The sequence below is a fragment of the Phytobacter sp. MRY16-398 genome (genome assembly GCF_003925915.1).
Lineage (GTDB): Bacteria > Pseudomonadota > Gammaproteobacteria > Enterobacterales > Enterobacteriaceae > Phytobacter > Phytobacter diazotrophicus.
In genome coordinates this window covers 4,682,504-4,695,357 of the sequence record NZ_AP018756.1, presented here as the reverse complement: position 1 = coordinate 4,695,357, position 12,854 = coordinate 4,682,504, and the positions used below count along the sequence as shown (strand labels likewise).

The 12,854-nt window shown below is 55.9% G+C and carries 11 protein-coding genes; 3 read left to right on the top strand and 8 right to left on the bottom strand.

What is annotated here, in order from left to right; genetic code table 11:
* Positions 1 to 11: 11 nt before the first annotated feature.
* From MRY16398_RS23005 to MRY16398_RS22980, 6 genes are all read right to left on the bottom strand, one after another.
* Complete coding sequence (locus MRY16398_RS23005) at positions 12 to 1,760, bottom strand: hypothetical protein (protein WP_125125244.1); 1,749 nt, start codon at positions 1,758 to 1,760, stop codon at positions 12 to 14.
* 212 nt (positions 1,761 to 1,972) lie between these two features.
* Positions 1,973 to 2,668 (bottom strand): ABC transporter ATP-binding protein, encoded by a 696-nt coding sequence (locus MRY16398_RS23000; RefSeq protein ID WP_041852598.1) that lies wholly within the window; start codon positions 2,666 to 2,668, stop codon positions 1,973 to 1,975.
* A complete protein-coding gene (locus tag MRY16398_RS22995; protein WP_041852597.1) occupies positions 2,661 to 3,443 on the bottom strand; it encodes an ABC transporter ATP-binding protein in 783 nt (260 codons plus the stop codon). Before MRY16398_RS22995 ends, MRY16398_RS23000 begins: the two co-directional genes overlap by 8 nt.
* Positions 3,430 to 4,479: a branched-chain amino acid ABC transporter permease gene (locus tag MRY16398_RS22990; protein ID WP_041852596.1), complete on the bottom strand. Its 1,050-nt coding sequence runs from the start codon at positions 4,477 to 4,479 to the stop codon at positions 3,430 to 3,432. The genes MRY16398_RS22995 and MRY16398_RS22990 overlap by 14 nt, the downstream gene beginning before the upstream one ends.
* Positions 4,479 to 5,378, bottom strand: a complete 900-nt coding sequence (locus tag MRY16398_RS22985) for a branched-chain amino acid ABC transporter permease (protein WP_041852595.1) — start codon at positions 5,376 to 5,378, stop codon at positions 4,479 to 4,481. The genes MRY16398_RS22990 and MRY16398_RS22985 overlap by 1 nt, the downstream gene beginning before the upstream one ends.
* A gap of 26 nt (positions 5,379 to 5,404) precedes the next feature.
* Positions 5,405 to 6,541 carry an ABC transporter substrate-binding protein gene (locus MRY16398_RS22980; RefSeq protein WP_041852594.1) on the bottom strand — a complete coding sequence of 379 codons (1,137 nt, stop codon included), beginning with the start codon at positions 6,539 to 6,541 and terminating at the stop codon, positions 5,405 to 5,407.
* 651 nt (positions 6,542 to 7,192) lie between these two features.
* On the opposite strand from MRY16398_RS22980, the gene dgcN reads away from it, so the two are divergent.
* Genes dgcN through MRY16398_RS22965 form a run of 3 tightly spaced genes read left to right on the top strand, consistent with a single transcriptional unit; the run spans position 7,193 to position 10,046 of the window.
* A complete protein-coding gene (gene dgcN / locus MRY16398_RS22975; RefSeq protein ID WP_071195882.1) occupies positions 7,193 to 8,194 on the top strand; it encodes an N-acetyltransferase DgcN in 1,002 nt (333 codons plus the stop codon).
* Positions 8,194 to 9,171 (top strand): N-acetyl-D-Glu racemase DgcA, encoded by a 978-nt coding sequence (gene dgcA / locus MRY16398_RS22970; RefSeq protein ID WP_041852592.1) that lies wholly within the window; start codon positions 8,194 to 8,196, stop codon positions 9,169 to 9,171. The genes dgcN and dgcA overlap by 1 nt, the downstream gene beginning before the upstream one ends.
* A gap of 26 nt (positions 9,172 to 9,197) precedes the next feature.
* Complete coding sequence (locus tag MRY16398_RS22965; protein WP_071195881.1) at positions 9,198 to 10,046, top strand: D-amino-acid transaminase; 849 nt, start codon at positions 9,198 to 9,200, stop codon at positions 10,044 to 10,046.
* Between the two features lie 561 nt (positions 10,047 to 10,607).
* Here the strand turns inward: MRY16398_RS22965 and MRY16398_RS22960 are convergent.
* Together MRY16398_RS22960 and MRY16398_RS22955 are read right to left on the bottom strand one after the other, a co-directional pair.
* The gene (locus MRY16398_RS22960; protein WP_107223689.1) at positions 10,608 to 11,441 is read right to left on the bottom strand and encodes a glycosyltransferase family 8 protein; all 834 of its coding nucleotides are present in this window, start codon (positions 11,439 to 11,441) and stop codon (positions 10,608 to 10,610) included.
* Positions 11,438 to 12,820 carry a D-arabinono-1,4-lactone oxidase gene (locus MRY16398_RS22955; protein WP_079497595.1) on the bottom strand — a complete coding sequence of 461 codons (1,383 nt, stop codon included), beginning with the start codon at positions 12,818 to 12,820 and terminating at the stop codon, positions 11,438 to 11,440. Before MRY16398_RS22955 ends, MRY16398_RS22960 begins: the two co-directional genes overlap by 4 nt.
* Positions 12,821 to 12,854: the final 34 nt, after the last annotated feature.

The window sequence follows — 12,854 nt, the reverse complement described above, 5'->3', positions numbered from 1 at the left end:
CCTAATATGTGTTAGCCGCCAATAATTTCCACATCACGTCCGGTGGTGCGCGCCACCCAGCGTGCATTTTCCTGTAGGGTTTCGATACCGAGCGCATACAAGATTTCCTGCAAGTCTTCGGTATCCGGCGTCGGCGAATGGGCTTCCATTTTCGCCAGCGCAGTAGAGAACAACACCGCGGACCGTTCGTAGTCGGCGATATCCTCTTCATAGCCAAGAAATTTCGCGTAAGCGGCGCAGAGTGCGGCGCAGGCGATCAAAAACTCCGCCAGGTGCTCGCCCACCATATTCCAGAAATGGAGTGTATGCGCCAGGTGCTCATCGGTAAGCCCCCACAGGCTGGAGGCCAGCACCACAGACGTGATGGCGATACCGCAGATAAACAGCCCGAAAGCCATGCGTTTTGCGAGGCGGTGCTTGCGCTCTTTTTTATGGACGTTTTTTTCGAAGTAATTTTTCTGATCGCGCACCCAGCTCTCTTTCACTGAGTTAATCGCCGTTTTTAGCGTGCTGGCCTCGCTTTGCGGGTAAATACTCGCAGCCAGCATTGCCCGGCGCACCCAGGCGATATTGTCGTGGCTGCGGCGCAGATAATGTAGCGAAACGGCGCGCGCAATCCCGGCCTGACGCCAGACGTTCTGCACACGCAGCCCCTCCGCCAGCGCACGCAGTTCGGTGGCATTGCGGTTAGCGCGAGAACTGTGGACGCGGCTGAGCGCGACGGAAAGCAGTACCAACAGGAGCAGCGACAGGCTCAGCGAGGTGATAACCCAGTGCTCGCCATCACCCGGCACCCGGTTGCCCACCAGGGCCATGATGGCCGCCAACCCAAAGATAACGTTGTATACCTTACGCATATCTTTCATCTGTTTATTCGCCAGTCTGTCGATATGGGCGAAAGCGGCGTGACAGAGATGCGATGCGCCGAGGCTGGCGTTCGCCTCATCTTCTTTGGTGATACGCGCATTCAGCGTATCGAGGCGCTCAAGGCTGCGATACCAGGACTCTTCGCCGTGGCTCGATGGCGTCTCCGGCTGGCCTTTGACCGGCAGCGGCGGATACCAGGAGACAGAAGGGGCGGTGGCGCCGTTAGCATAGGTTCCCGCTTTACGGCGCACGTGAATATGGCACACCAGGCCGGTGTCCGGTACATCCAGCAGGTTCGATTGACCCAGATAGCGCTTGATGCCGGGCAGTCTGGCATTCAACGCGGCCAGGTCGTGCTCCTGAATGCGCCCTTCGCGCCGGAAGTTAACCACCTGCGCGGTGCCCCCTAAGCCCCTGGCTTTTTCGCCATCCCACAGCGCGAAAAGAATATGACAACGCTGCGCCAGGTACATACCCGCTCTGGCATATTGCAGGTCGCGGTAGAGAGAGCCCTGCGGGTTTTGATCCAGGGAAATCATCGGTTCAGAACCGGGGATCACCGTGTCGATGCAGTAGATACCGCCGGTCTTTTGCGCGTAATCGTAGAGTTCGCGAAATTCCGTCACCGTGTCGGCGAAGTCACGCTCGTACTCTTCTTTGGCAAAAGGCAACACCACATGCAGCGGTAATCTTTTTTCCATGATCACGCGGGCAAACAGGCGGTCCGCCCCTTCGGCCAGCGAAGAGAGCGCCATGACCGGTGAATGAGGATAGCGCGCCTGAATCGCGCTGATTTCACTCTCCAGCAGGGCGAGAAGCTGCTCTGTATCCTGCACATCGCGGTGTCCGGTGACGCCTAAGGTCACGGGTAAAGATGAAAATTGAACGGGCATAGTATCGACAACAAGATGAATGAATTTGCGTCAATATACGTTCTATTTCCCGGAGGGAAAACTACTAATATTTCGACTCATCATGCGGAAAACAGAGGGTTTTTTGCGCGGGATGGCCGCAGCAATCACCGCTGAAAGGTAAGGTTATGTTGACCCGTGATCGTGGCGAGGTAGCCCGGACAAGGCGTTGTGCCGTCATCCGGGAACCTGGTTTATCCCCCCAGATACATCTTCTTCACTTCCGGGTTTGCGAGCACATCCTTTGCCTCGCCGGAAAGCACAATCTTGCCGTTTTCCAGCACATAGGCCCGGTCGGCAATCCGCAGGGCCGCCGTGGCGTTTTGCTCCACCAACAAGATGGTGATGTTCTCCTCACGCAACTGGCGAATGGTGGCAAATAACTCACCCACCACTTTTGGCGCAAGGCCCAGACTCGGCTCATCAAGCATCAATAACACCGGCTCGCTCATCAAGGCGCGGGCGATGGCGAGCATCTGCTGCTCACCGCCGCTCATCGTGCCTGCCATCTGTTTACGGCGCTCTTTCAGACGCGGAAAGAGGCTGTACATCCTGTCGCGCAGACGGGTGAAATTCGCCAGATTGTTATACGCCCCCATGCGAAGGTTCTCTTCGATGGTCAGGTTGGTGAAAATTTTTCGCCCTTCCGGTACCAGCGCCAGCCCCTTGCGGACGATGTGGTGCGTCTGACTGCGGGAGATATCCTCATTGAGAAAATTGACCGTTCCGCTGGAGCGCACCATATTGACGATACCGTTCAGCGTCGAGGTTTTCCCCGCGCCGTTGCTGCCAATCAGCGTCACAATTTCCCGGTCGTTAATCTCAATATCGATGCCTTTCAGCCCCTGAATAACGCCATAAAACACTTTCAGCTCACGGGCGCTAAGCATAATTTACGTCCCCCAGGTAGGCGGAGATCACCTCCGGATGTTGAATCGCGTCGGACATCAGTCCGCTGAATAACGGTTTGCCATATTCCAGCACCATGACGCGTTCACACAGGGCGTTCACGAACGGCATATCATGCTCAATTAACAACACGCTGAGCTGGTAATCCTTACGCATTCGGAAAATCAGGCTTGCCAGATCTTCTGTCTCTTTGGGGTTCATCCCGGCGGCGGGTTCATCCAGCAACAGCAGTTTTGGCCCGGTCGCCAGCGCGCGGGCAATCTCCACTTTGCGCTGGTTGCCATAGCTCAGATTGGTGGCCTGCATGTTGGCGTATTCGGCGATACCGATATAGTCCAGTAGCGCCATCGCCTTTGCCCGGGCGGCACGTTCGGCAGGGAAATAGCGGCCAATGTGCAGCGCGGCTTCCAGCAGTGAATAGTGGCTGCTGTGATCCAACCCGACCATCACGTTTTCCAGCACGGTCATCGAGTTAAACAGACGGATGTTCTGGAAGGTGCGGGCAATCCCTGCGTTCACCACCTTGTTTGGTTTTAAGCCCTTGACCGATTTGCCCGCCAGCAGCACGTTGCCGCTGGTCGGCTTGTAGTTGGCCGTGATGACGTTAAACAGGGTAGTTTTTCCGGCGCCGTTGGGGCCAATCAGGCCAAAGATTTCGGCTTCATCAACGTGAAAACTGACATTATCAATCGCCCGCAGGCCGCCGAACTGCATGACGACCTCCTGCACTTCGAGAATCGCGTTATTTGACGTCATGACGGCGTCTCCCGAAGCGGACTTGCCACACTTCTTTTTTGCCCAACAGACCTTCACGGGCGAATAACATAATGATCAGCAGCAGCAGTGAGAACACCACCATACGCAGCCCCGGATAAGAGCCCAGATCGTGGCCGAACAGCGACAGCGGTTGGTCGAGGAAACGCAACCATTCGCCGCTGCCCACAACCACGATGGTGCCGAGCAGTGCGCCCGTGGTGCTGCCCAGACCGCCGAGCACGATAATGATCAACAACTGGAAGGTCAGCATAAAGTCAAACAAACCCGGCGCGATGGTGGTCAGCAGCGAGGCCAGTAACCCACCGCCAATGCCTTCGAAAAAGGCGCTGGTGGCAAAGGCACAGGTTTTGATACGAAAGGTATTCACCCCCATGGCGATGGCGGCGTCTTCGTCATCGCGGATCGCCTTCATCATGCGGCCATACTTCGACCACACCAGTTGCAGGATCATCCCCGATGCCGCCAGGGCGAACAGCCCGCACCAGAACAGCAGATGGGGCTGCTGAGGAATATCATTAAGTCCAATGGCGCCGTTGGTGATCTGCGGGTTATTGATGGCGAGGATCTTGATAATAAAGCCAAAACCCAGGGTCACAATCGCCAGATAGTCGCCGCGTACGCGAAACACAGGGAACGCGAGGCAGACCGCCAGGAAAGCGGCGCATAGTCCGCTTATCAACAGCGCCGGTAAGAAACTGGTGTGTAACATCAGGATAAACGGGCTTGGCGCGGTCATCTCGAACATATCGATTTTGCTGTCGCTTGAGAGAATAAACAGCGCGGTAACATAGGCACCCACGGCGACAAATCCATTGGGTTCCAGTGACAACTGCCCGGTGACGCCGTTAATCAGGTTGTAGCTCACCGCCAGGATCATAAAGACAAATACGGTGCTGATTACCCGAATAATGTAATCGTTGAAAACCAGATTCATCCCGGCCAGCAGCGCAATGGCGAGCACAATAATGACCAGGTTACGCCCCTGAGCGCCGAGAGTGGTTGAAGCGTTAAACATTAGAAGCGGCTCCTTTCCAGACGTTCGTCACCCATAATGCCCACCGGGCGGAACAACAAGACCAGAATCAAAAACATAAAGGCGAAGGCGTCTTTGTAACCCCCCAGTTCGGGGTACAGCGCGACAGCGACCACTTCGGTGAAGCCAAGAATAAACCCGCCCAGCACCGCGCCGGTGACGCTGCCAATGCCACCGAGTACGGCGGCGGCAAACGCTTTCAGGCCAATCAGTACGCCCATCAACGGATCGATAGTCGGGTAGCTGATGGAGTAAAAGACACCGCCCAGCGCGGCAAGACTGCTGCCCAGGGCGAACACCAGCGAGATAATGCGGTTCGCATCAATACCCATCAGGCGCACGGTATTGACGTCAAACGCCACCGCGCGGATCGCCATCCCGTAGCGGGTGCGGTAGAGCAGCCAGAGGATCGCCAGCAGCAGAAGCACGGTGATCAGCGGCACGACCCACGCCACGTTAGTGATGATGATGTGACCAAAAGTCAGGGTGTTGTTGAACCAGTCCGGCGCAGAAAAGAAACGCGAGCTGCCGCCGAAGAGGACGTTAAACAAGTTTTCCAGGAAGAAGCTGACGCCAATGGCGGTGATCAGCATGGAGATTTTTGATGCCTGACGCAGCGGGCGATAAGCCACCCGGTCGATAAACATTCCCAACAGGCCGCAAAGCCCGAGGGTCAGTAAAATGGCTACCCAGAAGGGCAGCCCAATGGAAGAAAAAAGAAACAGGGTCGCAAATGCACCGACCATCATGACATCCGCATGCGCGAAGTTGATCAGGCGCAGGACCCCATACACCATGGTATAGCCAATGGCGATCAAGGCGTACATGCCGCCCAGACTCATGCCATTGACGACCTGCTGGAGAAAAATGGTGCCATCCATCTCGTTTAATAACCTCTTATTACTGCTTACGGATTCACCACAGTTTTGAATGCCAGTTGACCATCTTTCACTTCGTTAATCACCGCGCTACGAATGGCGTCGCCGTCTTTCAGGGTTAACGTACCGGTTACACCCTGGAAGTCTTTGGTCGCGCGGATTTTCTCGTTAACGCAGACGCGATCGTGCGGATCGCTACACTGGTTCATCGCATTGACGATCACGTTGTAGGCATCGGCTGCCATTGCGCCCCAGGTATGGGTTGGCGATTTGAATTTCTCTTCCCAGCCTTTAATAAAGGTTTCGCCTGCCGGAGTCTGCTCTTTGGCGTTCGGTGAGTAGTAGTCGGTGGTCATGTACCCGTTCACCGCATCTTTGCCCACATCAAAGAACACCGGATCCGCCGCCAGACCATCGCCGCCAACAACCGGTTTGTTTAAGCCCAACTGTTTTGCCTGCACGGCAATCAGTGCGCCTTCGGTGTAGTAGATCGGCATGTAGATCATGTCGACGTTTTTGGCTTTCACGCTGGAAAGCTGCGCTTTAAAGTCTTTGCTGCCCGCAGGTGCCTGGACTTCAATAGGAATGGTGCCGCCATTTTTCAGGAACTGGGCGCGGAAGGCTTTGGCCAGGCCAACGGAGTAGTCGTTGCTGCTGTCAAAGACGATAGCCGCCGTTTTCGCATTCAGATCGCGTGAGGCCAGGTTGGCACCCACCACGCCCTGGAAGCTGTCGGAGAAACAGACGCGGCTGACATACGGGTGGTTACGGGTGACGCGGTCGTTGGTTGCGGTAGAGGAGACCAGCGGAGTTTTGCTGTCATCGGCAATTTTGACCATCGCCAGCGTATTACCGGAGGTGACTTCACCGATCACCGCGTCGACTTTGTCGCTGGAGACCAGGCGCTGCATGGCGTTCGCGGCTTCAACTTTGTCACTTTTATCGTCAATCACGATAAGCTTGACGGTGTCGCCGTTTTTCAGGGTCGGGGTGATGCTCTGAATCAGTTCCAGGCCTTTCTGCGAAGGTTGACCATATCCGCTGAGCGGCCCGCTCAGGGGCAATACCACACCGATTTTAATCTCTGCCGCCAGTGCGCTGTGCGCCCCAGCCAGGCCGGAAATCAGTACTGCCATTAAAGAGACTTTCCCACAAAAACTCTTCATTGTTACCTCACCGTCCGTCAGTTAATTGTGAATGTTGAAGCATCAAATACCGCGTAACACTGAATACTGATGCGCCTGGCACCACGCGGCCGCTTCGTCTGGAATGCGCTGCATGTCGTACTGACTTCTTCCGTAAGCGCGAGCCTGATATTTCCGTTAGAAACGAAAGCCGGAAGAAATGAATATTAATTAAGGGCCAGGCCTTTTGATTTTCCAGAGATATTTCTGGCGACAATTTCCATCAATAACGGATTCACCTTACATCCATTAATTGGATTTTTCTCATCCATTCTTCTTATAGATTTATCGTGCGTAATAGCACTGTTTTGGATCGCTAAAATAGTGCATTGCGCTTTATTGGTGCGTGAATAGTGATGAGATCACATTATGATAAATATTTTTATTGCCTGGCTGAGGGGAGGGGGTGGATTTAAAGATTAATATTTTCACAAGCGTTTTCTGGATTTCTTTTATCAGAATAAAACACTGCCTATTTGCAATAAACATGGTAAATAAAGCCTGCAATAGCGACAGTTGACAATAATAAAACCCTTGTTATTCTGCATAAACAGTCAGCCTTTATTTAATTTTTTTCAGAAATGTTATTTCTGCGTTAATTTATTTTCAGTCTTATCCTGAGGGGGATAAATAATGAATATCCAAAAGCCCTATCTGCTTTTTCTTGGTGATGCGCATGACCAACTGGCAGCAAAAGTTGCCGATGGGATTAAACAATGGCACCCGGAATATTGCGTGGGTCAGTACCGTATGGCGAATTGCCATGCCGATTGCCAATTAACGGATATGGATATTGATGCTGCGGTTAAGGCGGGGGCAAAAACACTGGTGGTGGGTGTGGCTAACCGTGGCGGTATTATTTCAAAAGAGTGGATTTCAGTACTGAGCGCGGCGCTGGAAAAGGGAATGGATTTAGCGGCGGGCCTGCATAATAAACTGGCCGATGTTCCTGAGTTAAAAGCGCTGGCCGACCGGCTGGGTCGCAATTTGTTTGATGTTCGCCATCCGACGCAGCAATACCCGGTTGCCAGCGGGCGCAAACGCAGCGGTAAACGCGTACTGCCAGTGGGCACTGACTGCTCTTGCGGCAAAATGTATACCGCGCTGGCTATTGAAAAAGAGATCCTGGCGCGCGGCGGCAAAGCCACATTTCGCGCCACCGGGCAAACCGGCATTCTGATTAGCGGGGCGGGCGTGAGCGTTGACGCGGTGGTCTCCGATTTTGTCTCCGGCGCGGTGGAAACGCTCGCCCCGGCGAACGAGGCCGATCACTGGGATATTATTGAAGGGCAGGGGTCACTGTTTCATCCCTCTTTCGCGGGCGTGACGACTGGCCTGATTCATGGCGCGCAGCCGGATGCGCTGGTGCTGTGTCACGAGCCGACCCGTACCCATATGCGCGGCGTGGATTATCCGATTCCGGACATCGCTGACTGTATGGCGCTGAACCTGAAAATGGCGCAACTCACCAACCCGGATGCCCGTTTCGTGGGGATCTCTTTGAATACCTCCGCCCTGAGCGATGCCGATGCGCGGGCGTTGATGGCTGAACTGGAAGCACGTCACGGACTGCCGGTTGTGGATCCGTTCCGTCAGGGCGTTGGCGCGATTGTTGATACGCTGGCGGCACTGTAATGGAACTGACCATCGCCCATGAACGCTGGCCATTGCGCCATGCGTTCACCATCGCCAGGGGGAGTCGAACCGTGGCCGATGTGGTGAGTGTCACCCTTCAGTTGCAGGGATTTACCGGACGCGGCGAATGTCTGCCTTATGCGCGTTATGGCGAATCGGTTGAGAGCGTCATGGCACAAATCGAGCGTCTGCGCCCCGCGCTAGCGGCGGGTATGACGCGTATGCAATTGCAAAGCGCACTGCCTGCGGGGGCGGCGCGTAATGCGCTGGACTGCGCGTTCTGGGATCTGGAGTGTAAGTCGTCCGGGCAGAGTGTCTGGCAGCGGGCCGCATTGCCCGCACCACACAGTTTGCATACCGCGTACACCTTATCCCTTGATACCCCGGCGCGCATGCAGCAGATGGCGCAGGAAAACGCCTGGCGTCCGCTACTTAAACTCAAGCTCGCCGATGATGAGGACATTGCCCGGGTCAGCGCTGTGCGGGAAGGGGCGCCGCAGGCCAGACTGATTGTGGATGCCAACGAAGGCTGGGATGAGACGATCTATCTGCGTCAGGCTCCCGAACTGGCGCGCCTTGGCGTCACGCTTATTGAGCAGCCGCTCCCGGCAGGCAAAGACGCGGTGCTGGCTCAGTTGCCGCATCCGGTGCCGCTGTGCGCCGATGAATCCTGCCACGATCTTGGCTCGCTTGGCGCTATTGCCGGGTGCTACGAGATGGTGAATATCAAACTGGATAAAACCGGCGGATTAACCGAGGCGCTGCGCGTGCGGGAAGAGGCCACGCGTCTTGGCCTGCAGATTATGGTGGGTTGCATGGTCAGCACATCGTTATCGATGGCACCCGCCGTGGTAGTGGCGCAGCAGGCGAGCGTGGTTGATCTCGACGGGCCGCTATTGCTCGCCGAAGATCGTGAAGACGGGTTGCGTTACGACGGCAGCGAACTTTTTCCCCCGACCCCGGCGTTATGGGGTTAGTGGCGTAATGATGTAAGGAGATAGACATGTCACGCACGGTTTACCTCAACGGGGAGTATGTGCCGGAAGAAGAGGCCAAAATTTCCGTTTTTGATCGTGGTTTTTTATTTGCCGACGCAGTGTATGAAGTTACGGCGGTGGTGAACGGCAAGCTGGTGGACTTTGCCGGCCATGTTGCGCGGCTCGCGCGATCTTGTCGTGAGCTGGGCTTACCTCTGACGCTTTCGCAAGACGATCTGCGCGAGATCCATCAGCGCCTGATCGCGGAGAATGGGCTCACGGAAGGGGGGATCTATCTGCAACTGACGCGCGGTAACAGTGGCGATCGCGATTTTCACTTTCCATCGGCGCAGACGCCGACCACGCTGGTGTTGTTTACCCAGGCGCGTGCGGTTGTGGACCATCCTGCTGCCAGTAAGGGCATCCGTGTGGTGACCTGCCCGGATATTCGCTGGCAGCGGCGGGATATTAAAACCGTGCAGTTGCTGGCGCCGTGTCTGGCAAAAGCCTGGGCCGAGGCCAACGGCGCGGATGATGCGTTTTTGGTTGAAGATGGCTTTATTACCGAAGGCAGCTCTTGTAACTGTTATATCGTGACGGCAGATAAAACCATCGTTACGCGGCCGTTGAGCAATAATATTTTGCACGGCATTACCCGTAAGGCGTTGTTCCGTCTGGGTGAGGAGCACGGCATCACCTTTGAAGAGCGGTTATTTACGCCGCAAGAGGCACGCCAGGCGAGCGAAGTGTTTATCAGTTCCGCCACCACCTTTGTCTGGCCGGTGGTGAGTGTGGACGGTCAGCAAATCGGCGACGGTAAGCCTGGCGAGATAACGAAGCTGTTGCGCCGGATTTACCTTGAGATGGTGGGGTAACGCATTCCCGGATGCGGCGCAAATGCCTTATCCGGGCTACCACCGGTTTTCTCCCTCTCCCCCTGGGAGAGGGTTGGGGTGAGGGGAATATGCGGCTCGGAAGGTGGGTTCCGTTCACCTTATGTTCATGGCGAAATGTCACCTCCGGACACGTGAACGGGTAAAGGGGAACACCGCGTTCCCCTTTACAATCCCCGCGGCCCCGCAAAAAATCGGTGCTTCGCACTGCGTTCGCCTCCCGCCCCGCTGCCTGCGGTCGGTTTGACTCGACGTCCTGTCTCGACAAACCTCAGTCCGCCATCCCTGGCGGCCTGACCTTGCCATAGGGTCTTCGTCTCACCGATTTCAGCGGGGACTCAACCCCCTCGCTGCACGCTCTGCGCCAGAGGGGCACATAGATGTCGCTGTGGTTGTCATGCGGGAAAACGAGTCAGCCATGGTTAACAAGGTTGAAGACGTTCACAGTATCTACGATTTGTAGCCCCGGTAAGCGCAGCGCCACCGGGGATTTTTCCTGAATGTGCTCTGGTGAGGGGGAGCAGACCTCACAGATTTCCCCCCTCAATGCGGGTAATACTCCCACCACAGACGGTGCAATGCGTACCACTTATCGTCCGGCTCGGGGAACTTCTCCCAGGGTTTATCAATGATGTAATGCACATTCTTCACCCTGCTGAAATCCCACATCTTCGGGTGCTGCAACGCCAGCGTCTTTAATGCGTTATAACCATAATGCAGCGGCACCCAGCGATCGCGGAAAACATCGTTGAGAAAATCCTGCTCGGCAAACACGTAATCGGAGATATCCGCCATGGCGGCCAGTTGCGTCACCATCCTGTCATACATATCTTTATCCGGCGTCAACAGCAGAAAACCGCCATTAAGATAATTATCCAGGGTCGCCGGTGGATGCGCCGTCATCTGCGGATCTTCACACCAACTGTAATAGCAGTTTTCAGGCTGCCAGCTTTCCGGGTAGCTGGCGATACGGTTGGGATTACACCGGCACGCGTGGCAGGCGGCAATAAAGCCCGCCTGTAGCGGTAACTCGAACACTTCATCCATGTTCTGTACCACCAGCATATCGGCGTCGAGAAACGCCACGCGCTGATACTCCTCAAGTGTCCATACCGCCAGTTTGCTCCACACCTCGGCAAAACGGGCATTAGCGTAGCGGTGTGCCAGCGCGGGATCGGGGCCAAGAATCGGCACCTCCCGAACCACACATCCGGCATCGCTCAACGACCTGCGTGTCGCGGCCTCAATGCCAGGCGTCACCATCACCACCAGCGGCCACGGTGAACCGCTTTTTTGCAGCGAGTGGCGCAATGCCTCCACGCCCGGTACGTAGCCGGGCTGGGTGAGCAACGTCACCCAGGCGAACGCGGCACTCATGACAACAGCTCCGCCATAAAGTCATTGAGGAATTTACCCTGCGGATCGAGCGCCTGGCGCACCTCCTTGAAAGCAGGTAACTGTGGATAAAGCGCGGGCCAGTCATACAGGCTGGCATCGAAATATTTCCCCCAGTGGGGCTTCCCACCCTCGCTTGCCAAAAGCGTCTCCACCGCGCGCAAAAAGGCCAGCCCCTCTTCGGAGAGTGAACCATCCTCGGCGTAATAGACCACAAAACCGAAGAAACAGGTGGGCTGCTGCCAGGATGGGCTCAGCCAGGCGCCTGATGGCCCGGTACAGCGCAAAATGATCGGGTAGTGCATATGAGGTTGTTCGCGGGTATGCCACTCGCGGATCCGTGTGATAAGCGCGGGGGCGCGGTCCATCGGTACGCCAATCTCTATATTGATCTGCGGCGTGGCGATGCCGCGACAGAAGACCTGATAGACATCGCCAATCACGTCGGAGAAATCTTTAAAGCGCGTCACTGTACGAAACGGCTTACCGTTTTCATCCACGATACGGGTGTCGTTGCGCATATTTTGCAGGGTGTTTTCCACCGCGACATTCATCTGATCACTGGTCTCTTCCAGCATCAGCAGGTCACCATGGTTATCCCGCCAGGCCTGACGCTCATCGTCATGCGCTTCACGGGCATTCCAGGCGTGGACTTTGTTTTCATCTACAAACCACCAGGCCTTGCTGAATGTCCATTGCTGATTCCAGGCCACCAGATCTTCTTCGAGCGTATCGGCACTGTGCGCGCTTTTAAAACAGGTAAACTGTGTGTAAGGACGCGTGCGTAGCGTAACGGCGCTGATGGCGCCCAGCGTTCCCAGCCCCAACTGTGCCGCCGCAAACCAGGGATGCTGGTCATCCAGCGTATGAATCTGGCCCGCTGCATCAATAAGCCGGATAGCAAGCGCCTCATCCGCCAGCGAGCTTTGCTGCATACCCTGGCCGTGCGTGCCGGTCGAGATCGCGCCCGCCAGCGTCTGCGAGGCAATCACCCCCGGCGAGGCGTGGAGCATACGGTTCATGGCGGTCAGCACTTCATAAACCTCATGCAGCGGAGTACCACCGGCAAAGGTGACGCTATCGTCGCTCACCGCCAGCAGGCCCCGCAGACGGGAGAGATCAATCAGGATATCCTGCGGCTGGGTTATCGCGAGCATCCTGCCCGGAGACATGCGACTGCCCATGATGCGTACCCGCCCCTGACAACTGGCAATCGCCTGCTGCAACTGCGCTTCAGTTTCTGGTGTGATAACCGCGCGTTCCTGTGCCAGCGTGGCGTTTTGCGCCCAGTTTAAAACAGCGTGCTCGTCTGCAACGGGATGCGTCTGGCGGCGGGGGAAAAGCGGTTGCCGGGTGGTCATTGGCGTCTCCTTAGAATGAAATTTGTCCTCCCTA